Here is a 22779-nt window from a genome sequence, read left to right as displayed (position 1 = left end):
TTGCGGCACCGCCGCCGGGCGCTTACGATGCCCTGTGGTCCTACCACAGTGGTAGGACCACAGAACCCGTCCCGATCAGCCCCCGCACCACCACGGATCTCAAAGGAGCGAGCCTTGGCACAGACCACGACCCCGCACGCGGCACCACCTGCAGAAAAACTCAACTACCGCGTGCTGCTCGGCAGCCTGAGCGGCAGCGTCATCGAATGGTTCGACTTCCTCGTCTACGGAACCGTCGCCGCCCTCGTCTTCAACAAGATCTACTTCCCCACCGGCGACGCGTTCCTGTCGACGATCCTCGCCTACGTGTCGTTCTCGCTGACCTTCTTCTTCCGCCCCATCGGCGGCATCATCTTCAGCCACATCGGCGACCGCATCGGCCGCAAGAAGACCCTCTTCATCACCCTCTCCCTCATGGGCGGCGGCACCGTCGCCATCGGCCTCCTGCCCGACTACAACGCCATCGGCATCGCCGCACCGCTGCTGCTCCTGCTGTTCCGCATCCTGCAGGGCCTCGGCATCGGCGGCGAATGGGGCGGCGCGCTCCTGCTCTCCTACGAGTACGCGCCGAAGAACCGCCGCGGCCTCTACGGCGCCGTGCCGCAGATGGGCATCAGCCTCGGCATGCTGCTGGCATCCGGCCTCATCGCGCTGCTGACCACGCTGCCCGACGACCAGTTCCTCGCCTGGGGCTGGCGCATCCCGTTCATCGCGAGCATCGTGCTCGTCTTCATCGGCCTCTGGATCCGCAACGGCCTCGACGAGACCCCCGAGTTCAAGCGCGTCCAGGCATCCGGAGCCCAGCACAAGCTCCCCATCAAGGAGGTCGTCACCAAGCACTGGGGCGCCGTGCTCGTCTCCATCGGCGCGAAGGCCGCCGAGACCGGCCCCTTCTACATCTTCGGCACCTACATCATCGCCTACGCCACGAACATCCTCGGGGCCCGCGACAACGTCGTCCTGCTCGCCGTCGCGGCGGCGGCCGTCGTCGCCACGGTGTGGATGCCGGTGTTCGGCCGCATCTCCGACTCCGTCGGCCGGGCCGTGCTCTACCGCTGGTCGGCGATCGCCACCGTCGTGCTCATCGTCCCCTACTACTGGCTCATCAACACCGGCGAGACCTGGGCGCTCTTCGTCGGCACCATCGTCGGCTTCGGCCTGCTGTGGGGCTCCGTGAACGCCATCCTCGGCACCCTCATCGCCGAGAACTTCCCGCCCGAGATCCGCTACACCGGCGCCACCCTCGGCTACCAGCTCGGCGCGGCGATCTTCGGCGGCACCGCCCCGATCATCGCAGCCTGGCTGCTGGAGATCTCGGGCGGCCAGTGGTGGCCGATCGCCCTCTACGTCGTGTTCTGCGCGGCACTGTCGATCATCGCCTCCTTCTTCATCAAGAAGGTCGCCCACCGCGGCTGACCGCGCGATCATGCGGGGGCGGTGCTGCGGCGCCGCCCCGCTGTCGTCCCCGCCGCCGCCCCGTCGCCCTCCGCCGCCTCACCCATCGAAGTGACGCAACCCGTCCCTCATCCACCGCCGGCACCGCCATTCGCGTCACCTCACCGCTGCGGCATCCACTCCCCCACTGCCGAGGTGACGCAAACGGTCGCTGCCAGGCGGTGTCCAGCGCGATTCGCGTCACCTCGATGACGGATCGCACGGCGATCGGCCGACGACGGCCGGAGCTGTGGGGCGCGACGGCGCAGGGTGGATGCCGGAGGGCAGTGCGCCGGGGCATCCACCGCCGATTCAGGCGTCGGACGGCCGCCACCCCGCCGCGAGCAACGCTTCCCGGACCCGCTCGAGTCGCTCGATGCGGCGCGTCCCCGTGTGCGAACGGTTGATGCGGATGACCCGCCACCCGAGCCGCGCGAGGTCGTCGAGCCGGTCGACGTCCCGGGCATACTGCGCCGGGCTGGTGCGATGCTGGTCCCCGTCGTACTCGACGAGCGTCCGCTGCGCGCGGTACACGAGGTCGCCGATCGCGACCAGCCGGCCGTTCGAATCCCGGATTTCGCCGTTGACCTCGGGTTCCGGCAGCCCGTATGCGACCAGGTCGAGGCGCACCTCGCTCTCGGGGGCCGAGTCGGTTCCGGGGCGCATCGCCTCGAGCGCCGCCGCGAGCAGGCGACAGCCTCGCCCGCCGGCGTGCCGGTCGACGGCGTCCGCGACACGCTCGGGCGTCGCAAGCGGATGCTTCCGGCGCACGAGCGCATCCGCTGCGATGACGAGGTCGCGTTCGCCGACCGATGCCGCCAACTGCGCCCAGGCGTCCTCCGGCGACACCAACGGCAGCCCCGATCGGCCCGTCACGAGCACCCGCCCGGGTGAGAGCCGGTGACCGCGCACGCCGGCGCCCCGCGGGATTCCGGCGGGCACGAACGCGGCCACGTCGATCGGCTCGCGGTCGTTCCATCTGCGCGGCACCGGGATCCCGTACAGCCGGCACGCCGTCACATGGCTGAAGACATCGCCAGGGCGCATGGTGACGAGCTTCGCGCGGCAGAGCTCCCCGAGTTCACGGGGTGTGGATGCCGGCATCCGCACCCCGTGGAACGGACGCACCAGGTCGGCGCCGCGGAGCCGCCCGGCGCCGATGCCGGCGGCCGTTGCGACGGCGACCGAGAACGGGCGACCGGCGAGTTCGACGGGGAGCGGGATGCGAGGGCCGGGCATTCCAGCAGTGTGCCGCGGTCGCGGCGGCCGGCGGCGCCATCCGGCGATTCCGTGGATGGGGTGCCCGCCACGTTCCCCTGTGGAGGACTCGTCGACGCGATACCCGCCTCGGCTCGCCGCCGGCGCCCGCCAAGTGACGCGAAGCTTCCTTCCGAGCGCGCCCGAAGGGCAGATCGCGTCACCTCGCCGTGGTGCTGCCCCGAGGCAGGTGGTGGTGAGGCGGTGGATGCCGGTGCCCGGCCCCGCTAGGTTGTGTTGCGGAACTCCGTGCGCGGCGAGGACGTGCGACGGGCGACCGGATGCAAGGCGGAGGAGGGCCGATGCGGGAGAGGCCGGGCGGGGCATCCGCTCGCGACGGCGTGCTCGTCGTCGGCAGCATCTCGGCCGACCTCACGGCGTTCGCGGGGCGGCTTCCGGCGCCCGGCGAGACGATCCTCGGCGACGGCTTCACGCTCGTGCTCGGCGGCAAGGGCGCCAATCAGGCGATCGCCGCGAGCCTCGCCGGGGCGCCGGCGCGCATGGTGGGGTGCGTCGGCAGCGACCTGTTCCGGGGGCTCGTGACCGATGGGCTCCGGGATGCCGGTGTCGACGTCTCCCAGGTGCGCCGGGTGCCGGGGCCGACGGGTATCGCCCATATCCGGGTGGATGAGTCGGGCGAGAACGACATCGTCGTGGTGCCGCTCGCGAACGCGGCGCTCGATGAGGCGCAGATCGACCGGGCGTTCGCCGAGCTCGCCGAACGCAGCGCCGTGCTGCTCACGCAGTTGGAGATCCCGTTCGCGGTCACCGGCCATGCGATTCGCCGCGCGCACGATGCGGGTATGACGGTCGTGCTCGATCCGGCTCCGGCGCATGAGCTCGACGACGCGATCTGGCCGCTCGTCGACATCGTCACGCCGAACGAGACGGAGGCGGCGCTGCTCTCGGGCATCCGCGTCGCCGATCGGGGCAGCGCGGTCGAGGCCGGCCGCTGGTTCCTCGGCAAGGGGGCCGGTGCGGCCCTCATCACCCTCGCGGGTGCGGGGGCCGTGCTGGTGGATGCCGGCGGCGTCCAGGACTTCCCGGCGCTGCCGGTCGACGCGGTCGATACGACGGCTGCGGGCGATGCGTTCGCCGGGTATCTCGCCGCCGGGCTCGCGCAGGGCCTTGCCCGAGCGGATGCCGTGCGTCGCGCGAGCGCGGCCGGCGCCCTGACCGTCACGAAGCGCGGCGCCTCGCCGAGCCTGCCGGCATCCGCCGAGGTCGATGCACTGCTCGCGGCGCACGGCTGAGCGGGGCGGCCGGAACCGGCCGCCCCGCGGGGCGGCTCAGTCGCAGGTGAGCGTCGTGCCGTCCTCGAGGTTCCACACGCCGGTGCCGAGCTGGGCGCAGGCTTCTTCGATCGCGGCGTTGCCGAGGCTGAACGCGAGGACGAAGAGGAGCACGATCACCACGGTGTAGACGATCCCGAGCACGATCGACAGGATGATGCCGATGAAGGCGGGCGTGTTCTTGTAGCCGGCGTTCTTCGACTGCACGAAGGCGATGATGCTGAGGATCAGGCCGACGAGCGGGGCGAAAACGGCGGCGACGAGGCCGCCGATGCCGAGGCCCTTGCCGGGGAACGTCGCCGGCGCGGCGGGCGGCGTCGGCGGCTGGGAGTAGGAGGGCGGCGGGTTGAGCTGGCCAGTCGTTTCGGACACGGTCTCTCCAGGAGGGTTCGGGTTGGGAGTGCGCCGGGGAACACGGCCCCCCGCGCGACCGGAAAGCCGCGCCCGCACGATCGTGATCGTAGCGGGTCCAGCGGCGTCTGCGGAATGGGGTGCGGATGCCCGGCAGAATGGATGCGCGGCGGCGCCCCACGGCATCCGCCGGCGAGCCGGGCGGGCCGCGCTCCGGCATCCGCACCCGAAATGCACACGGAGGCCCCATGACCGACCAGCTCGCTCCCGCCCGCCGCACCGGGGTGATCGCCGTGCTGCGCGCGGCGAGCGCGGAGGCCGCCGTGCGCGCGTCCGAGGCGCTCGTCGCCGGCGGTGTCACCGGCCTCGAGATCACCTATTCGACGCCGGACGCGCCGACCGTGATCGCCGAGCTCACGGCCCGATTCGGCGACGCCGCATACATCGGCGCCGGCACCGTCACCACCCCCGCGCAGGCCGAGGCTGCTGCCGAAGCCGGGGCGCGCTTCCTCGTCTCCCCCGGCACGCGCCCCGACCTCGCACGCGCCATGCTCGCGACCGGGCTCACGACGATGACGGGCGCCCTCACCCCGAGCGAGGTCATGGAAGCGACCGAACTCGGCGTGCACGTCGTGAAGATCTTCCCCGCCTCCCTCGGCGGACCCGGCTACCTGAAGGCGCTGCGCGGCCCCTTCCCCGACGCCCCCCTCATGCCGACCGGCGGCGTCACCCCCGGAAACCTCTCCGAGTGGTTCGCCGCCGGGTCGGTCGCGGTCGGCGCCGGCGGCGACCTCGTCTCGGGCGCCGACCTCGCGGCGGGCCGATACGACGAGGTCGAACGGAAGGCGCGGCTCTTCGCGGCGGCGCTCGCCGCGGTGCGCGGCTGAGGCATCCGCTCGGCGCCCTCAGAGGTAGCCGAGCTCCTCGAGGCGCAGCACTGCCTCCTCGCGCGTCTTCACACCGAGCTTGTGGTACACAGCGGCCGCCTGCCGCTTCACCGTCCCCGTCGAGACGTGCAGCTCGGCGGCCATCGCCGCGAATGTCATCGGCCCGCCCAGCATCGACGCGACGACCGACTCGCGTTCCGACATCTTCGGCAGCTTCTCGGAGACCGTGCCGCGCGCGCCCATGCGCTGCTCGGCCTCGGCGACCGCGACGCGATACCGTTGCAGATCGCCGGCGAACCTCGGCGCCCGGTGTTCGACGAACTGCCGCATGTGCTCGATCTCGTCGTCCGGGATCATCGAGAACACCGCCGAAAGATTCGCGCGCTGCGCATACGCCATCGCCTCGCCTACCTCGCGGAGAGCGATCACCTGATGCCCGAGCCGGAGGTGCGCGATCGAACGGCACATCAGGATGAGGGGGAACAGCCACAGGTTGTGCCGGCTGCGCATCCGCACGCACTCGGCGGTCACGGTGAGCACCTGACGATAGTCCGCCATGCTCAGGTAGGCCGCCGCACGTGGCGCGTTCGGGTCGACGCAGTGCCGTTCCGACGGCTCCATGTCGGCCAGCTGCGCCAGTGCCCGCACCGGCTGCCCCTCGTACAGGAAGATGTACGACACCAGCATGCGGCCGTACGAACGGATCAGGCTCGATCCGGTCGGCTGCGACACCCCTTGGGCGACGAGAACCGCGAGCTTCGACGCCCGGTACGGGTCGCCGTTCAGCACCAGCGCCACCGCCTCCAGGAGATCGGCGAGCATGCGCGCGGTCGGCTCGGACACGGTCAGGCGGCGTATCCGCGACGACAGCCTCGATGCGCGATCGGCATCCAGGCGCATGAACGCGATCGTGCCCTCGGCGATGGCGGCCATGAACTCCGCACGATCCGGATCCCACCCCTGCGCTTCGGCGAGGCCGGCCATTTCGTCGAGGATGGCATCGGCTTCCATCTGCCGACCGTTCAGCGCATACGAGGCGGCCTGCAGGCCGAGGCCCCGATACCGCCACCTGGCGGCCTGGAGAGCATCGGATTCGGGCGCCACGGTCGTATACGAGATGATCGCCTCCGCGAACCGCATCGCGCGCACCGCATCGCCGGCGGCGATGTGGGCCTCGGCGACCGCCCCGAGCGCCGCCATCCGGGTGCGGCAGGCGATGGCATCGCCGGCCGCCGTCACCAGCGCGGCATCCAGTCCCTCGGCCGCCTGCACGGCCTCGTCCATGAGATCGCCTCGCACGAACATGACGACCCGGGCCGCGAGGATCTCCAACCGCACGTCGACGGGCACGTCGAGGATCGAGCCCGGGCTGACCGCGCGCAGCAGATCGTACTGCGGATATCCGACCGGGTGCCCGTCGTACAACGACGATTCGATCACCGCAGCCGCCGCGCCTTCCAGTGCGCGCATCCGTACCAGATGCGCGTCGGCCCGCTGTCTCTCGCTCTGCATGCCCTCCCCCAGCTCAGTATGCGCAGCATTCCTGTATGCGACCTTGGGGCGGCCTCACCGCCGATGGTACAGCTTGTCGGGGTCGAGGAGATATGCCGCCACGAGCATGATGAGCACGCCGGCGGCCGCGACAAGCCCTTGCCGTTCTGCAGGATGGCGTCGCCCGTTCAGGCTCCCTTTCCGGAGCGCGGGGCGAATTTCGCCGGGTCGAGCAAGTAGACGGCGACGAGCGTGAGCAGAATGCCGACTGCTGCGATGATCCCGTTCCCGTTCTGGAGGAAGATCGCGAGGTGACCGAGACCCGGGATGTGGAACACGGTTCGCGAGATCTCGTCGACGACATAGGGCTCGGGATCCGGAACGGCATTCGCGTCGCCCTGCAGCTCGAGCGCCGGCGCGCCGTCGACGGTGGTCTTCTCGATCACACGGTGCGTGACCAGCCCGAGCCCGCGGGGACGCTGGACGGTGACGATGTCGCCGACTGCGACGTCGTCGTAGCTCACCGGCTGGATCAGGGCGACGGATCCCACCGGCAGGGTGGGCTCCATCGATCCGGAGACCACGACGACGGGGCGTATGCCCAGTGCGAACCCGCCGACGAAGACGATGATGCAGACGACGCCGAGCGCTGCGGCGGCAGTCAGCACGATCTGCCGCACGACCCCCAGCACGCGCAACCACAGAGGCGGTCGAGGCCGGTCTTCCAGCTCAGAGGGAGCATCTTCAGAGGTCATCGCGTAAGCATCTCCAATGCCCAGTCCGTTCGCGGAATGCTGATCTGTCGATTGGTGCCGGGCGAGAGGCTCGGCATCGGACCGAGCGCCGCGTTGACGTTATCACCGCGCCCCCAGAACGTGCCGTCGCGCTTCTGCCAAGCGTAGAAGGCGCCGCTCGAGATGAACTGTACGACATCGGTATCCACAACGGACGGCAGGGTGCTGAGCTCACCCGCGTCGCCGGGCGCCCCGTATCCCCACAGGGTGCCGTTGCTGTCGAGCAGCGCGACGCCGGTGGAGCTGAACTGCATCGATGTGATGCCGCTCAGGCCCGTGAGCGCAGGCGTGAGCGGGGCCCCGCGGCCGGTTCGGTCGGCCGATGTGCGGGACCAGCTGAGTACCTGTCCGTCCGACAGAAGGGCGGCTCCCATGTTCTGGCCGCCGTCGACCGCGACGATGTAGGGGTCTCCAGGCTCGACGTTGCCCTTCATCCACGGCGCGAGTTCCGCGAGGTAGGTCGCGGTCGATGCGGCGTTCGCCGTTCCCGGCGGCAGGCTGCTCGTTCCCTCGGCACCGCCCCAGTAGTAGACGTCGCCGTTCTCGAGGATCGTGAAGAAGGTGGAAGCGGCACCCTTCAGGTACACGGGCTTTCCGGCGACCGACGGGTCGGGCAACCCGCCCAGCTGCGCGGCGCCCGCACCGGAGCTGCCGCCGTCGCTCGACGCGCCCCAATGCCAGATCGTGCCGTCTTCGCGGATTCCGGCGCCGGCTGCCGCAGTCGAGGAGATGCTCAAGATGTTCGTGAGGAGTGCACCGGAACCGTTCCAGGCGGTTCCGATGCGCACCTGCCGCGGGCACGGGATCGCGAGGAATGCCCCGACGCCGCAGTTGGTCCGCGCCGCTTCGGCAAGCACGCCGACGGTTTCGGTGCCGTCGTGGGCATGCTCGGCTCCCCAGCCCCATACGGTGCCGTCGGATGCGAGGGCGTTGAAGCCGAACCGGCCGGCACTGACCTGGCTGACCTCGGCCACAGATCTGAACGGCACCAGCGGGCCCGCCAAGAGCTCTCTCGGCGAGGCGATGAGCAAGCCTCCGTCCTGGTCGAGGCCGCCCCACCAGTACACGGTGCCGGTAGTCGAGAGGCCGATCCCGGTGCGGGTCAGGTGCGAGGTGGTCGAGAGTCCGGGGGCGGCCTCCGGGACGGCGTTCGCGGCGTGCGCCACGATCGAGTCCGTGCGCGCGTGGGAGGTGTCGGTGTATTCGGCTGCCGTGGGGGTCACGCTGGCGGCGGCGATCATGCCGAGGGTGAGTCCGGTCACGGCGATGGTGTGTCCGATGCGTCGTCGCATTGAGGTCATGATGTTCTCCTTCTGCGAATCAGCGCGACGGTGCCGGCCAGGAAGGCGATGCCCGCCGCCCAGAGCCAGGGCCAGACGCTCGGGCCCGTGGAAGCGAGCCCGCTTTCATCGGATGCGTCGTCTGCGGAGGTGCGGAACTCGAAGCTCAACCGGCCGGTGGCCTCCTGGTACTCGTTACCGGCCTCACTGGGGAGGGTGACGGATCCGGAGAGTTCGTAGTCGGCGTGCCCGGCCAGCGTCGGCAGCAGCAGCACCTCGTCGATGGCCGCCGCGGCGGTGCCGATGTAGAGGGGTTGACCCGAGCCGGTCTCTGTGAGTTCGAGTTCGAGCGGGTACGGGCCGTCGAAGAGACGCTCGGCGGATCCGGACACTGCCAGAGCGATCGGGAGTTCGCCGTCGGTGAGGTTGCGGACGGACATGGTCCATTCCTGGCTCTGGCCAGGTGCCGGGGCGGCCAACTCGACCAGGGTCGGGGCCGCGTCGATGAGTTCGCCGCTGGCGGCGGCCGGGATCGGGGCCAGTACCGCTCCGGCTGCCAAGGCGACACCGAGGATGATGATCATTCGCTTCTTCATGGGCTGTTTCCGTCCACTCGGATTCCGAGCTGGGTCGACTTGCCTGCCGCCGAGACCGCCTCGCCGGCGGCGATCACGGCCTCGATGCGGACGTCCAGGCTTCCGCCGGGGTGGACGGTTTCGACGATGGAGGCCGCGTTCACTTCCTCGGCGGTGAGTCCGGAAGCTGCCGGCGTAGCGGAGCCCTGGAGGTAGACCGTGAAGCGGAGCTGGCCGAACAGGTCGTATGCCCCGGAGACGTCGGGGTCGAAGACCGTGACGTGCAGGTCGCCGGTGACGCCGGGGTCGCGGTTCTCGAAGCGGGCTTCGAAGACGACCGGGGTGTGTTCGGTGAATCCGGCGGCTCCGGACGAGGGCAGCACGACCGCTTCTGCCGCCTCGATGGCGTCCTGGAGGCCGCCTTGGCCGTCACGGACGGCGATATCGAGCCGTACCGGGATATCGACACGGATTCCCGTGGCGCCGCCGACATTCACCTTCGCCTGATCGGCGAACGACGCGGACGTCATCGCGATCCCGGCCAGCAGGAGCGCCCCGCCGCCGGCGACGAGCAGACGGATACGTCCGCTCGGGCGTGGGGATCCGGTCATACGGTTCACGGCGTCACCGCCCCGAAAGCAAAGAGCACCTCGGTCGAAGCGAGCTGCCAACGGTTATCGGCAGCCTCGGACATCTCGATCGAGACGTCCAGGATCTTCTCCTCGCCAGGCGCGAAGGGTTCGGCCCACACATACGAGGCGAGCTGATCGGCCGGAACATGGTCGATCCGTACCGTCTGGCCCTCACGGACGGTGAAGATGAGCTGGTCGAACAGTTCGACGAAGTTCCCCGTCCCCGGGTCGAGCTCAGACCCCCGAGGCTGCGGGTCCAGGATCGACAACGTCAGCAGACCCGTCAACCGCGGGCTGTCGTTCTTCACGGCGATCCTGCCATCGATATGGGACCCGGGAAGCAGCAGACGAGCATCCTCACCTGCCACCGGAATCTCATACGCACCCGGATTACCCTGCCGCCACTGCCCGGCCGAGGGCACCCACGTGCTGGCGGCATCACCGTATCGACCGGCCACGACGATGTCGAACCGGTTCGCCGAACCGTCCATCTCGACATCGACGCTCGCACTGTCGCTCAACGCGGCCGCCGTCAACGCGACGCCGCACGCGGCAAGCGCGCCACCGGCGATCAGCGTGCGCACCAGACCTGCACGGGGAGACTTCATAGGGAGCTGAACCCTTTCGGGGTATCGATCCTGGAGGAGGGGCAGGGCCGACCGGACCGTGCACCACGGTGCACCGGGCTGGTCCGGCCGGCCCTGCTCGAGGCGGCGGAAGCGCTCGGGCCTTGGGGGCGACCCGCTTCCGCCGGTCGGATTACGGCGTGACCGAGGTCGCGTCGAAGTGGGCCTGGACGTACGCGGTCTGCCCGTTCAGAGCATTGTTGGCCGCAGCACTGCCCTGATCGGGAAGCGAGATCTCCAGCTCGATGACGCCCTGCTCGCCGGTTGCGAACTGACCCAGATCAAGGCTCTGAGTGCTCGCCAGCGTGTGCGCCCCAGCCGGGTCCACATCCTCGCCATCAAGCAGCACCGTGTACCGCAGAGCGTCGCGGATGCCGGCGCCCGAGGTCTTACCCGTGATCTCCTGAATGCTGAACGCGATATCGGCCGACAGCTTCGGGCTCTCGTTCCGGAACGGGATCTCGACCGAGACGGTGTCACCGGGCGTGATGGTGTCCGCACCCGGAACCAGGATGTCGACACCTTCGGCCGTGTTGGCCTCCTGCCACGTACCCGGCTCCGGGTTGCCCTCGGCATCCGTACCGACGACCTGGATGTTGAATCGGTTATCGCCACCGATACCCGACCCGTCGGCACCAGTACCGAGGTTCAGGTTGGCGAAGTCGGTGAAGGCCGCAGCAGTCGCGAGCGCGCCGGCAGCGAGAACCGCGCCACCGGCAAGGAGGATCCGCTTCTTGCCAGCGGACTTCTGAGTGTTGGGGGTTTCCATGTCTGTCCTTCGTACTGGGGTGGGATTGCAGCGCGAACGGGGTACTTGCTGCAGATGCCGAACGCATCGACAATGGTGTGAGCTGATTCGAGTTCTTGTCACACCGAACAGCGTGAAGATTCCTCAGGCTGTTCCTATCCATTCTGCGGAAGCCCATGACAGGGGCACCCTTGAGCGACCCCTTTTCAACCGGTTTTCTACCGGGCGTCGAACTCGGTCGTGCGATCCCTCATCACGACAGGATCCAGTGGGGTATCGCGGCGTGTACCGGGCTGCCACACGCAGCCGCCGCGGGCGCGTAAGCTCGGAACGGGCGTCGGGCGGCGCCGCACCGAGGGGGCAGCATGACGGCATCCACCGCCGACGCGCGGGTCGCGATCTACATCGACTTCGACAACATCGTCATCTCGCGCTACGACCAGCTGCACGGGCGCGACCGGTGGCGACGCGACAACGCGCGCGGGTGGTCTCCGGCATCCGCCGACGACGATGCGCAGCTCGACGACCGGGTCGATGCCGCCACCGTCGATGTGGGTGCGATCCTCGATTTCGCGACGAGTTTCGGGCCGTTGGCGATCAGTCGTGCGTATGCCGACTGGTCGGTGCCGGTGAACGCGTCGTACCGCAATCAGCTGATCGACCGCGCGGTGGATCTCGTGCAGCTGTTCCCCGTCGTCGCCTCGTTCAAGAACGGCGCCGACATCCGCCTGTCGATCGACGTCGTCGAAGACCTGTTCCGCCTCGACGACCTCACCCATGTCGTCATCGTCGCCGGCGACAGCGACTACATCGCACTCGCGCAGCGGGCGCGCCTCCTCGGCCGCTATGTCGTCGGCGTCGGCGTGGCCGGGTCGACGAGCCGGGCGCTCGCGGCGGCGTGCGACGAGTTCGCCGACTACGACGCCCTGCCGGGGGTGACGCGGCGGGCGAGCGCACAGGCCGAGGCGGCGGCTTCCCCCGCAGTGGATGCCGCATCCACCCCCGCCGGCAAGCGCCGCCGTTCCCGCAAGAAGCCGACGCCCGACGAGTCCGCCGCAGACCTCTTGGCGCGCGCCCTCGAGCTGCTCGCGTCGAAGAACGACGAGGACTGGCAGCCGTCGGGCGCGGTGAAAAACCAGATGCTCAGGATGGATCCGTCGTTCCAGGAGCGCGCCCTCGGCTACTCCTCGTTCTCGGCGTTCGTGAAGGCGCAGCACGCCCTCGTCGAGCTCGACGAGACGCGCGACGCCCGGCCGATCCGGCTGAAGCCGTAGGGCGCGGCCCGGCATCCACTCGCCCCGGCATTCCACCCGACTCTGGCCCTTCGCGCCTCGCCCGGGCAGACTGGAAGCAATCGTCCGAGGGGGACACGATGAGAGCACTCCAGTACCGCGAGATCGGCGCCGCGCCGGAACTCGTCGAGATCGACACACCCGAGCCCGGCCCGGGCGAGGTGCGGTTGCGCATCACCGCGGCCGGCGCCTGCCATTCCGACAGCTTTCTGATGAGCCTGACCGCCGAGCAGTACGGGTACGGGTTGCCGCTGACGCTGGGGCATGAGGGTGCGGGGGTCGTGGATGCCGTGGGCACCAGTGTCACCGGGGTCGCGATCGGCGATTCGGTCGCCGTGTACGGGCCACAGGGGTGCGGGCGCTGCTACCACTGCGCGCAGGGCAAGGAGAACTATTGCGAGCGGGCCGCGGAGCTCGGCATCGCCCCGCCCGGGCTGGGGGCGCCTGGGGCGATGGCGGAGTACCTGATCGTGCCGGATGCGCGGTTCCTGCTGCCGCTCGGCGACCTGGATCCGGTGCAGAACGTCGCGCTGACGGATGCCGGGCTGACGCCGTACCACGCGATCAAGATGTCGCTGCCGAAGCTCGTGCCGGGTTCGACGGCGGTCGTCATCGGCGCCGGCGGCCTCGGGCATGTCGCGATCCAGATCCTCAGGGCGATCACGCCGGCGACGGTCATCGCCCTCGATGTGGGCGAGGAGAAGCTTGCGCTCGCGAAGGAGGTCGGCGCGCACGAGGCGTTCGCCTCGGATGCGTCGGCGGCCGAGAAGATCCGCGGCGTCGCCCCGCAGGGCGTGCAGGCGGTGTTCGATTTCGTCGCGATCCAGCCGACCCTCGACCTCGGGCACGCGGTCGTCGCAGTCGAGGGCGACCACGTCGTCGTCGGCGTGGGCGCGGGGGCGGTGCCGGCCGGCATCCTGGCCGCACCCTACGATTCGACGGTGCGAGCGCCGTACTGGGGGTCGCGTTCGGAACTGTTCGAGGTGTTCGAGCTCGCCCGCAAGGGCCTCGTGAAGGTCGAAACCGAGGTCTTCTCGCTCGACGACGCCCCCGAGGCCTACCGCAAACTGCACGACGGCGAGCTCCGCGGTCGCGCGGTCGTGGTGCCGTAGGGAGTGGCCCGGCGCCCCTTCGCGAGTCAGATATATACGTGGCTATATAGAGAAGGAGGTGTCATGGCCATCACATCGATCGACATCGACCAGAACGACCTCCGGCAGGCCAAAGAGCTCACCGGCGCCGCCTCGAACCGAGAAGTCGTCGATCTGGCGCTTCGCACCCTGATCGCGGTGCGCCGCCGCCAGCCCTCGGCTGCAGAACGCATCATCGCGCGCCGATTCGAGCCCGATCAGATCGACGCACCGACACAGGCCCCGACCGACACGAACGCGTGACGACCTCCTCGTCGACAACAGCGTGTGGCAGAAGGCCGGCCGGAGCCTCCGGATCGCCGAGCGTCTGCGGGAGATCTCACCGGGCCATCTCATCATCACCTGCCCGCCGCAGGTGCTCGAGTACTGCCACTCGGCCAGATCGCCCGAGGAGTACCTCCAGTTCCGAGACGACATGGACGGCTTCCTTCCGGCATGGGAACACCCCTCCCAGCAGCAGGCGCTCGACATCCAGCACGCGCTCTGGCAGAACGGGATGGTGCGCGCCGCGGCGGCCTTCGACTGCCTCATCGCCGCCTACGCGGTCGTCAACGACGCCGTCATCCTGAACTCCAACCGAGACTTCGGCCACCTCCAGGCGGCCACGGACGGCCAGGTCCGTCAGGAGTACGTCGCCGCGTGAGCTGCCGCTCCCCCGTTCAGATACATCGGTCACCCCCCTGGCGCTCGCCCGGCAGCGACGAGCGAAGTCTCGGCAGGTCAATCCAGGAGGGCCGAACCTGCCAGCCCCGCGTCTTCATCGATGACGCCCTCCAGGGAAGGCCCCGCACCGGCAGCGGCGATGAGCGGTGGTCGCACCGGCCGTGACCGTCTCGGTGACTTGGTGGGGGCCTGCACCCTCATACGCGTACGTCGTCGTGACCGCCTGCCCGTCGACAGGATCCCGCACCGTCTGGGCGACTTATGGACCGAGCTGCACATGGGTAATGTCACGGGGACGGTGTCACCTAGCACCCTGACGGACCGGCGACAGGCACGGGGAAGTCGCGTGTCTCTTGGAGCACCTGAATGACAAGCACAAACCACAAGGCCATCGTCCGCGCGTACATGCGAGACCACGTTGTGAAGTACACCGAGGCGTTGCGAGCCCTGGGATATCCCTCGCCGATGAGCGAGCATCAGCCGGCGAAGCACATGCTTCTCAACTGGGATCAGTACGACTATTTTCCAGACGCAGTTGGCCCCGCATTCGCGACGATGGCGGAAGCCAAGGCCGCTGCGCACGAGGATGGCGATGTCATCGTCGGGGGCTTCTTCGCGCACGACGTCGAAGGCGGAGCACTGCGCTGGCATAGCGACCCGCACGGTAACGCCTCACATCGCATTCTTGATCCGATCCGGGGCGCACTCTGGGGCAACCCGATCGCCTGGAACGACGAGCCGAGGGTGCCGAACGGCTGGACGCGGTCTCCAACGGTTCCCGACGCCCTCGGCGGCCACGTCCGCGCCCGGCCTCCTCAACGGCGATGTCGCTGACGGGGTGAACGGGGACATGTTCCGGTTCGTGAACGCCGAAGGCGCACTCGTCACCAGGGTGCTGCCCTACCTGAGCGTCGAGGCGGCATTCTCACGGTTCACAGGTCACAGCGCTCTCATCCATGCCGAGATGGAGCGGATCACGGGTGAGCTCGATCCTCGCCTGGGCATCTCACTCCGCGAGGCCGGCACGCCTGTCAGGCAGGTCCGGTACTGGGAGTTCGTGACGCCGAAGCTGGCGAGCTTCGTCAGCTGGAGCAGCGTGGACCGGTATGAGGACGCCCGGCTTGAGGCCCTGGATACCTGGATCAATGATGAGTTCCCGCACACGGGCAGCCTCAATGCTCTGCCGCTCGCGGCGTTGGAGACCTGCGAGCACTGCGACGACGAGCCGATCACGCGCCGTCATCCCCTGGCCCCTGGAAGCATGATCGGACCGATGTGCGATTTCGAGTCTGTCGTCGAGATCGGCAGCCCTTTCGGATCCGACGGCCCCTCGACCTGGGAGGAGCTTCTGCTCATGCACGTCTATGGAGGGATGCAGTTCGTCAGCCACGACGGATGTGCTGCGTACTGGTCAGAGGAGGCGTGAGGTCGATGCCTGTTGCGGACGGCCGTAGGTCTCGTCGAACCAGCGGACGAACGCCAGGGTGCTCCCCCACTGTTTGCTGATCCTGTCGTGCACGGCACGCTGGTCGTGGCCCGGAAGGAACGTGACCGTCCCTGTGACGCTGGCGCCGCAGCCACACGCGCATTCGCGATCTCCTTCGTCTTGGTACGTGACCGGGTTCCGGAAGGTGTCGACGGTCGTGCCGATGAGCCGGTCGTAGTCGGGGTCACCTGACCTCAGCACTCGCCCGATGATGGCTTGCTTGCCACCTGGTACGTACTCGAAGTCGTCGATGGCGACGACCACCTTGACCACGCCCTGATAGGAGAACGTCGCGAGCCGTTCGTTCCGCGAGCGGCGCCCGAGGAGCCACACGCCCCGGTTCTGTTCGTAGACGTCGTCGTCGGTGAGGTCCTCTGCCCATCCGATCCATGTGCGATCCCACGCGTCTTCTTCGTGGTCAACGAGGCGGCGATCGTCGAGCTTGAAGTTGATGGACATGAGTGATCCCCTATAGATTGAACCCTTGAACGCAAGGTATCAGTGACATAACCCTTGTGCAAGAGTTATGTGTTATTTCGTCCGTGCCGACGACCGGGTATGTGGGTGGCATGACCGAACAGCTCACGTCCGCAGCGAACCGTGCTCAGGAGCTCGCACATGCTCTCGCGAGCCGGACTCGGGAGATCATCGAGTTCGTCCAGTACATCGACCACGTCGTCGCGGTCCGCATCGACAGCGAGATGGCCGGTCTATCAGCTCGCGAAACTCTCCGGCGAGGCCCCCGTCAAGGCCACAGCCCGTGCCGCAGGTATCGACCGGGACCAGGCCGCAGCCTGGCTGAAGATCGCCCGGCGAAACGGCCTCGTCTGAGAGCGCGGCGCGCACAGCGTCATGAACCAACCCCTTTCCCGTCTACTCGTACATACCCCTGTTGCCCGAGCCCGAGCTCGCGTCTTGAAAGGACACCGCATCCCCATGTCCACGACCACCCACGACTCCTCCGTTGAGCCGCCGGCCGACGAAGCACTCGCCCCGTCCAAGCGGGCCGTGTTCGCCTCGTCGAAGAAGCGTCCCACCAAGAAGCCCTTCATCATCGCCGCGATCGCGGTGGTCGTGCTCGCCGTCGCGGCGGTCGTCACCGGCCTGGCCGTCGCCCACAGTGCTGCACGGTCCGGCTACGAGACGGCCGTGGCCGATGCCGATCAGGCCGTAGCCGCGTTCGGGGACGCGGGGGCCGAGGGCCTGGCCGAGATCGAACTCGCCCGCGTCCTCGCCAAGGCCGCCGCCGACCTGCAGAAAGACGGCGGGCACGACGCGAGCGGGCTCTTCCCCGCCGAGCAGCTGGCGCCGGCCGGCGAAGTGACGAAGGCCCTGGCAGCGGCCGAGCAGGTGAAGCAGCCGTCGATCGACAGCCTGAAACGTCCGAAGGCCGATCCGTCGAGCACCGAAGAGTTCACCGCCGCCGCAGACGCGCTGCGCGCGTACACGAAGACGGTCCGGGCTCTCACCGCCGACACGAAGGAACTCACCGAGACGTTCTCGGCGGTCAGCACTGCGGCCAGCGCCCTCTACGCCGACCTGGCCGAGGCGGTGCCCGATGAGAGCGCCGCCCTGCTGAAGAACGAGCCGAAGGCGGCTGCAGAGGCCGTCACGGCGTTCACGGCAGCAGTCGAGCAGATCGCGGGCGTCGACCCTACCAAGCCGGTCAAGGCGACCGAAGACACCAGCATCACCGCCGACGCCGACCAACGGGCAGCCTACGTGCCGACGATCGAACGCTACATCGCCGCCGCCCGCGGCCTGATCGCAAGCCACGATGCCACGGTGGCAGCCGAGCAGAAAGCGGCCGAAGAAGCCGCCGCCGCACAGCGCGCCGCCGAGGAAGCGGCCGCTCAGGCCGAAGCAGATGCCTGGGTCGATGACAGCGGCGACTGGAGCGGAGACAGCGACGGAAGCTGGGACGGCGGCGACAGTGGTGGCGGCGGCGACAGCGGCAGCGGCGCTGTCATCGAGGGCGGCATCGTTCCCGGTATCGGTGGCGGCCACATCATCGTCAAATACGACGGCGAACTTTACAGCTGTCCTCCCGGAATGGACTGCGGCATCTAACTCGCTGCCCCCGACCCCTCCCTGCTCCGACCACGTACAGAGAACCCCGTCGCCTCGGCCTCCCAGTCGACGGTGACGGGGTTCCCGCGCCCGAGCGCATCGCATCCGTGTCGGCCGCGCGCACCTGAAAGGCGACTCCTATGAAGAACCCGACCTCTCCGTCCTCGGTCTGCTGAGCTCCCGTCGATGCTTGATCGGGCGGTAGGCGGCAGTCGAGGGTACGGCCAGCACGGCCCACATCCGACTCGTGCGCGTTCGTCGTCATTATCGCCAGCCATTCTAGGGTGATCGCCAGCAGGCGGACCGCACACGCTCCGCAAACGTCCACCTGAGAGCTCCACAAACGTCGGTCTGAGAACTCTACAAACGTCCACTTGAAAGCTCCGCAAACATCCACTTGGGTATAGGCTCGTCCGTATGGCGACCAGCTACTTGCCGCGCATCGTCGACGCCGAGATCGCCGACTACCTGGGCGAGGGCGGGGCCCTGCTCCTCGAAGGCGCGCGTGCGTGCGGGAAGTCGGCGACGGGCCGCCGGCACGCGAAGAGCATGGTCCAGCTCGACCGCGACCCTCAGTCGCTCAGGCTGGCCGACGTCGAACCCGCGCTCCTGCTCGAGGGGGCCAAGCCGCGCTTCATCGATGAGTGGCAGCTCGCACCGATCCTGTGGAACCTCGTCCGCCACGCCGTCGACGACGACCCCGATGCCGCCTTCCTCCTCGCCGGTTCGGCGGTGCCCGCCGACGACGCCACTCGGCATTCGGGCGCGGGGCGGATCGTGCGGATGCGGATGCGCCCGATGTCGCTGGCAGAGTCCGGCGACTCCACCGCCGACGTCTCGCTCGCGTCACTGTTCGCCGGGGCGTCCGTGTCAGGCGGATCGAACGCGACCGTCGAGGAACTCGCCCGTGTGACGGCGCGCGGCGGGTGGCCTGCGCTCATCGGCGCCTCCCCTCAGCGGATCGCGACGCTGCTGTCCTCCTACCTCGACGACGTCGCCCGAGTCGACATCCCACGCCTCGCCGGCGAACCCGAGCGCAACCCCGACGGGGTACTGCGCACCCTCCGCTCGCTGGGACGCGTCGTCGCGACGGAAGCGAGCATCGCATCCATCGCCCGCGACTCCTCGCCCGATGCCCCCCTCGCCGCCGAGACGGCCGCGGCCTATCTGGCCGCCCTCCAACGCGTCTTCGTCATCGAGGAGCAGCCGAGCTGGGGCCCCCATCTGCGTTCACGCGACCGCGTGCGCAAGGCGCCGAAGCACCATTTCACCGACCCTTCGCTCGCCGTCGCCGCCGTCGGCGGGAACGCCGAACGCCTCATGGCCGATCTCGCGTTCTTCGGGCAGGCGTTCGAATCGCTCGTCGTGCGCGACCTCCGCATCTATGCGCAACCCCTCGGCGCCGAAGTCCGCCACTACCGCGATTCCGCAGGCCGAGAGGTCGACGCGATCATCGAACGACGCGACGGAACATGGATCGCCTGCGAGGTGAAACTCGCCTCCTCGCACGAAGAGATCGCCGCCGCAGGGCTTCGACGTTTCGTCGATGCCCTCGACCCTGCGCGCACACCGCCGCCGGCGGCGATGGTCATCATCACCGGCGGCACCTACGCCTACACCCGACCCGACGGCATCCACGTCGTACCCATCGGCGCGCTGGGCCCTTAAGGAGCCGCAGCGCGTTTCCGCAGCACCCCTACCGGCGCCGGCGGGCCCGGTCTTCGGATCCGGGGCCGTAGACGATGACGCCTGCGATCGGCACGAGCAGGAAGAACAGCCACGACCACGCCCAGCCGCCGGCGAAGCCGAAGGCGAGGAAGAGGCCGAAGGCGATGAACGGCACGAGCGCCATGATCGTCGCACCGACGGATCCGCCGAGGGCGCGGCTGGAGGCGCCGCCCCATCCCCCGCCTGCGGATGCGACGGGCGTCGCCGGCGGCAGCGGCGCCTCGACGCGCGGCTCGGGCGGGAGGTCGGCGAAGAGCGGCTGCAGGTCGGCGCCGAACACGGCTGCGCGTGCGGCATCCGCCCGCTCGGCGAACTCGGCCTCGCTCAGACGCCCCTCGCCCCGGGCGACCGCGAGCCGCTGCACCGCGGCCTCCCGCTCGGCGGTGCTGAGGCGCAGACGGTCGCTGGAATCGCTCATGCCCTCATGCTGCCGCATCCGGGCCGCCGTGCGCGAGGGAACGGCGGACGGATGCCCGCCGCAACCCTGTGGTCTGACCACGTGCTAGTGTGGTCTGACCACAGCGGCGGCGAGCAGCGCCCATGCCGTCGCGACGGGTCGAGAGGAGGGTGCGGATGCCGGACACGAGCCCCCGCGCCTGGCAGCTCGTCCTCGAACACGTCGAATCGCGCCTGCTCACCGGCGACCTCGCCCCCGGCGACCGCCTGCCCGGCGAACGGGCCCTCTCGGCCGAGCTCGGCGTCGGCCGCTCCAGCATCCGCGAGGCGTTCCGCGTGCTCGAAGTGCTCGGCCTCATCCGCACCCAGGCCGGCTCGGGCCCCACCGCCGGGGCCGTCATCGTCGGCGCCCCGCAAGGCGGCATGTCCGCCCTCATGCGCTTGCAGGTCGCCGCCCGCGGCTTCCCCGTCGCCGACATCGTCGAGACCCGGCTGCTGCTGGAGACGCATGTCGCCGGCCTCCTCGCCGCACGGCATCCGCACCCGGACCTGACGCGGCCGGCCGCCCTGCTCGACGCGATGGACGCACCCGAGCTGCCCGCCGCCGATTTCCTCGCCCTCGACGCCGAGTTCCACCTCGCCCTGGCCGAAGCCGCCGGCAACCAGGTCGTCGTCGCCACGATGGCCGGCCTCCGCAGCGGCATCGAGGGCTACGCCCTCACCGGCCTCGACGCGATCGCCGACTGGCCCGCCACGAACGCGCGCCTGCGCGAGGAGCACCGCGGCATCCTCGACGCCATCTCGGCGGCGGATGCCGACCGCGCCCGAGCCGCCGTCCGCGCCCACATCACGGGCTACTACGCCGAAACCTTCCCTGGCGGTGCCGTACCGGCATCCGCCGCCGACCCCCGACCGCAGCACGCATAGGAGCACCCATGGTCAAGCGACAGTTCCCCAGCCCGAAAGATCTCGCCGCGCTCATGCGCTTCAAGACGCCGACCCTGAACCCCACGGATCGGCGGCTCGAGCAGGCCCTCACGATCTACGACCTGCGCGATATCGCCAAGCGCCGCACGCCGAAGGCGCCGTTCGACTACACCGAGGGCGCCGCCGAAGGCGAGATCTCGCTGAAGCGCGCCCGGCAGGCGTTCGAGGACGTCGAGTTCCACCCGTCGATCCTGCGCGTCGTCGAAGACGTCGACACGAGCCGCGAGGTGCTCGGCGGGCCGACCGCGCTGCCGTTCGGCATCGCGCCGACGGGCTTCACGCGCATGATGCAGACCGAGGGCGAGGTCGCCGGCGCCGGTGCGGCCGGCGCCGCCGGCATCCCGTTCACCCTCTCGACGATGGGCACGACCTCGATCGAGAACGTGAAGGCGGCCAACCCGAACGGCCGAAACTGGTTCCAGCTGTACGTCATGAAGGAACGCGAACGCTCCTACGAGCTCGTCCGCCGCGCCGCCGCCGCCGGCTTCGACACCCTCTTCTTCACCGTCGACACCCCCGTCGCCGGCAACCGCATGCGCGACACCCGCAACGGCTTCTCGATCCCGCCGCAGCTGACCCTCGGCACCGTCATCAACGCGATCCCGCGGCCGGCGTGGTGGATCAACTTCCTCACCACCGAGCCGCTGACGTTCGCGTCGCTGTCGTCGACGAGCGGCACGGTCGGCCAGCTCATCGACAAGATGTTCGACCCGACGATCAACTTCGACGACCTCGCGACGATCCGCAGCATGTGGCCGGGCAAGATCGTCGTGAAGGGCGTGCAGACCGTCGAGGATGCGAAGAAGCTCGCCGGCCACGGCGTCGACGGCGTGGTGCTCTCCAACCACGGCGGCCGCCAGCTCGACCGTGCGCCGATCCCGTTCCACCTGCTGCCCGACGTCGTCCGCGAGGTCGGCGACGACATGGAGGTCCACCTCGACACCGGCATCATGAACGGCGCCGACATCGTCGCCTCGGTCGCCCTCGGCGCCCGCTTCACCCTCGTCGGCCGCGCCTACCTGTACGGGCTGATGGCCGGCGGCCGCCGCGGCGTCGACCGGACCATCCAGATCCTCTCCTCGCAGCTGACGCGCACGATGAAACTGCTCGAGGTCTCCTCGCTCGACGAGCTCGGCCCGCAGCACGTCACGCAGCTCTCGCGTCTGACGCCGATCGCCAAGCCCGTGGTGGATGCCGCGGCCGCCGCCGCATCGGCACAGCCGACCGTGGTGACGAACGGCCGCCCGGCCGGCGGTGCCGCGCGCAAGGCCCCTTCGAAGGCCGCTTCGAAGGCGGCTGCGAAGCCCGCCGCCCGCAAGACGGTGAAGGCCCCCGTCGCCGAGTAGCGCTCCGCCGGTCGAGGAGGCGCGCAGCACCATCCCGCCGGTCGAGTAGGCACGCAGCGCCATCCCGCCGGTCGAGGAGGCGCGCAGCACCATCCCGCCGGTCGAGTAGGCACGCAGCGCCATCCCGCCGGTCGAGTAGGCGCGCAGCGCCGTATCGAGACCAACCGGGGGTCTCGATACGCTCGTGCCTCGCTACTCGACCGGCGGATGTCCGCGCGACGCCCGTTGGAGGTCGCTCCTCCCGTTGGAGGTCGCTCCTCCCGTTGGAGGTCGTGAATTCGAGCACTCCACCG

Annotated in this window: 24 protein-coding genes; 13 read left to right on the top strand and 11 right to left on the bottom strand. The window is 69.4% G+C overall.

Features of this window, described 5'->3' with window-relative positions:
- Positions 1-114: 114 nt before the first annotated feature.
- A complete protein-coding gene (locus G127AT_RS09050) occupies positions 115-1416 on the top strand; it encodes an MFS transporter (RefSeq protein WP_210896166.1) in 1302 nt (433 codons plus the stop codon).
- Between the two features lie 330 nt (positions 1417-1746).
- Here G127AT_RS09050 and G127AT_RS09045 read toward each other — a convergent pair whose 3' ends face one another.
- Positions 1747-2673, bottom strand: a complete 927-nt coding sequence (locus G127AT_RS09045) for a DUF559 domain-containing protein (RefSeq protein WP_210896164.1) — start codon at positions 2671-2673, stop codon at positions 1747-1749.
- Between the two features lie 320 nt (positions 2674-2993).
- Between G127AT_RS09045 and G127AT_RS09040 the strand changes: the two genes are divergently transcribed.
- Positions 2994-3944, top strand: coding sequence for a ribokinase (locus G127AT_RS09040; protein ID WP_210896162.1), 951 nt, complete (start codon positions 2994-2996; stop codon positions 3942-3944).
- Positions 3945-3980: 36 nt separating this feature from the next.
- Here G127AT_RS09040 and G127AT_RS09035 read toward each other — a convergent pair whose 3' ends face one another.
- A complete protein-coding gene (locus G127AT_RS09035; RefSeq protein ID WP_210896159.1) occupies positions 3981-4355 on the bottom strand; it encodes a DUF4190 domain-containing protein in 375 nt (124 codons plus the stop codon).
- A 227-nt stretch (positions 4356-4582) separates the two neighbouring features.
- Between G127AT_RS09035 and G127AT_RS09030 the strand changes: the two genes are divergently transcribed.
- Complete coding sequence (locus tag G127AT_RS09030; protein WP_210896158.1) at positions 4583-5221, top strand: bifunctional 4-hydroxy-2-oxoglutarate aldolase/2-dehydro-3-deoxy-phosphogluconate aldolase; 639 nt, start codon at positions 4583-4585, stop codon at positions 5219-5221.
- Positions 5222-5239: 18 nt separating this feature from the next.
- On the opposite strand, the gene G127AT_RS09025 is transcribed toward G127AT_RS09030, so the two are convergent.
- From G127AT_RS09025 to G127AT_RS08995, 7 genes are all read right to left on the bottom strand, one after another.
- Positions 5240-6733 carry a helix-turn-helix transcriptional regulator gene (locus G127AT_RS09025; RefSeq protein ID WP_210896155.1) on the bottom strand — a complete coding sequence of 498 codons (1494 nt, stop codon included), beginning with the start codon at positions 6731-6733 and terminating at the stop codon, positions 5240-5242.
- A gap of 167 nt (positions 6734-6900) precedes the next feature.
- Complete coding sequence (locus tag G127AT_RS09020) at positions 6901-7404, bottom strand: signal peptidase I (protein WP_244857956.1); 504 nt, start codon at positions 7402-7404, stop codon at positions 6901-6903.
- Positions 7405-7463: 59 nt separating this feature from the next.
- A complete protein-coding gene (locus G127AT_RS09015) occupies positions 7464-8747 on the bottom strand; it encodes an RCC1 domain-containing protein (protein ID WP_210896151.1) in 1284 nt (427 codons plus the stop codon).
- A gap of 56 nt (positions 8748-8803) precedes the next feature.
- Positions 8804-9382: a hypothetical protein gene (locus G127AT_RS09010; RefSeq protein ID WP_210896149.1), complete on the bottom strand. Its 579-nt coding sequence runs from the start codon at positions 9380-9382 to the stop codon at positions 8804-8806.
- Positions 9379-9972 (bottom strand): hypothetical protein, encoded by a 594-nt coding sequence (locus tag G127AT_RS09005; protein WP_210896147.1) that lies wholly within the window; start codon positions 9970-9972, stop codon positions 9379-9381. The genes G127AT_RS09010 and G127AT_RS09005 overlap by 4 nt, the downstream gene beginning before the upstream one ends.
- Positions 9973-9977: 5 nt before the next feature.
- Positions 9978-10601, bottom strand: a complete 624-nt coding sequence (locus tag G127AT_RS09000; RefSeq protein WP_210896144.1) for a hypothetical protein — start codon at positions 10599-10601, stop codon at positions 9978-9980.
- Between the two features lie 151 nt (positions 10602-10752).
- Positions 10753-11388: a hypothetical protein gene (locus G127AT_RS08995; RefSeq protein ID WP_210896142.1), complete on the bottom strand. Its 636-nt coding sequence runs from the start codon at positions 11386-11388 to the stop codon at positions 10753-10755.
- 344 nt (positions 11389-11732) lie between these two features.
- Here G127AT_RS08995 and G127AT_RS08990 point away from each other — a divergent pair, with 344 nt between their 5' ends.
- From G127AT_RS08990 to G127AT_RS08965, 6 genes are all read left to right on the top strand, one after another.
- Entirely contained in the window at positions 11733-12641 is a 909-nt protein-coding gene (locus G127AT_RS08990) for an NYN domain-containing protein (RefSeq protein WP_210896140.1), read from the top strand.
- A 98-nt stretch (positions 12642-12739) separates the two neighbouring features.
- Positions 12740-13771 carry an NAD(P)-dependent alcohol dehydrogenase gene (locus G127AT_RS08985; protein WP_210896138.1) on the top strand — a complete coding sequence of 344 codons (1032 nt, stop codon included), beginning with the start codon at positions 12740-12742 and terminating at the stop codon, positions 13769-13771.
- 63 nt (positions 13772-13834) lie between these two features.
- Complete coding sequence (locus tag G127AT_RS08980) at positions 13835-14053, top strand: type II toxin-antitoxin system VapB family antitoxin (RefSeq protein ID WP_210896135.1); 219 nt, start codon at positions 13835-13837, stop codon at positions 14051-14053.
- Positions 14054-14075: 22 nt separating this feature from the next.
- Positions 14076-14453, top strand: a complete 378-nt coding sequence (locus tag G127AT_RS08975; RefSeq protein WP_244857507.1) for a PIN domain-containing protein — start codon at positions 14076-14078, stop codon at positions 14451-14453.
- A gap of 386 nt (positions 14454-14839) precedes the next feature.
- A complete protein-coding gene (locus tag G127AT_RS08970) occupies positions 14840-15307 on the top strand; it encodes a hypothetical protein (protein WP_210896133.1) in 468 nt (155 codons plus the stop codon).
- A gap of 28 nt (positions 15308-15335) precedes the next feature.
- On the top strand, positions 15336-15899 hold the full coding sequence (locus G127AT_RS08965; RefSeq protein ID WP_210896131.1) for a hypothetical protein: 564 nt from the start codon (positions 15336-15338) through the stop codon (positions 15897-15899).
- On the opposite strand, the gene G127AT_RS08960 is transcribed toward G127AT_RS08965, so the two are convergent.
- A complete protein-coding gene (locus G127AT_RS08960; protein ID WP_210896129.1) occupies positions 15885-16418 on the bottom strand; it encodes a hypothetical protein in 534 nt (177 codons plus the stop codon). The two genes, G127AT_RS08965 and G127AT_RS08960, sit on opposite strands and share 15 nt — an antisense overlap.
- A 549-nt stretch (positions 16419-16967) precedes the next feature.
- On the opposite strand from G127AT_RS08960, the gene G127AT_RS08955 reads away from it, so the two are divergent.
- A complete protein-coding gene (locus tag G127AT_RS08955; RefSeq protein WP_210896126.1) occupies positions 16968-18029 on the top strand; it encodes a hypothetical protein in 1062 nt (353 codons plus the stop codon).
- A 417-nt stretch (positions 18030-18446) separates the two neighbouring features.
- Positions 18447-19697 carry an ATP-binding protein gene (locus G127AT_RS08950; RefSeq protein WP_210896124.1) on the top strand — a complete coding sequence of 417 codons (1251 nt, stop codon included), beginning with the start codon at positions 18447-18449 and terminating at the stop codon, positions 19695-19697.
- Positions 19698-19725: 28 nt separating this feature from the next.
- Here the strand turns inward: G127AT_RS08950 and G127AT_RS08945 are convergent, their stop codons facing one another.
- The gene (locus tag G127AT_RS08945; protein ID WP_210896123.1) at positions 19726-20175 is read right to left on the bottom strand and encodes a DUF1707 SHOCT-like domain-containing protein; all 450 of its coding nucleotides are present in this window, start codon (positions 20173-20175) and stop codon (positions 19726-19728) included.
- A 155-nt stretch (positions 20176-20330) separates the two neighbouring features.
- Here G127AT_RS08945 and G127AT_RS08940 point away from each other — a divergent pair, with 155 nt between their 5' ends.
- Together G127AT_RS08940 and G127AT_RS08935 are read left to right on the top strand one after the other, a co-directional pair.
- Entirely contained in the window at positions 20331-21080 is a 750-nt protein-coding gene (locus G127AT_RS08940) for a FadR/GntR family transcriptional regulator (RefSeq protein WP_210896121.1), read from the top strand.
- A gap of 8 nt (positions 21081-21088) precedes the next feature.
- Complete coding sequence (locus tag G127AT_RS08935) at positions 21089-22486, top strand: alpha-hydroxy acid oxidase (RefSeq protein ID WP_210896119.1); 1398 nt, start codon at positions 21089-21091, stop codon at positions 22484-22486.
- Positions 22487-22779 lie beyond the last annotated feature (293 nt).

Origin of the sequence: Agromyces archimandritae (assembly GCF_018024495.1) — a bacterium.
In the GTDB taxonomy this organism is placed as follows: domain Bacteria; phylum Actinomycetota; class Actinomycetes; order Actinomycetales; family Microbacteriaceae; genus Agromyces; species Agromyces archimandritae.
This window is presented reverse-complemented; position numbering and strand designations above follow the sequence as displayed.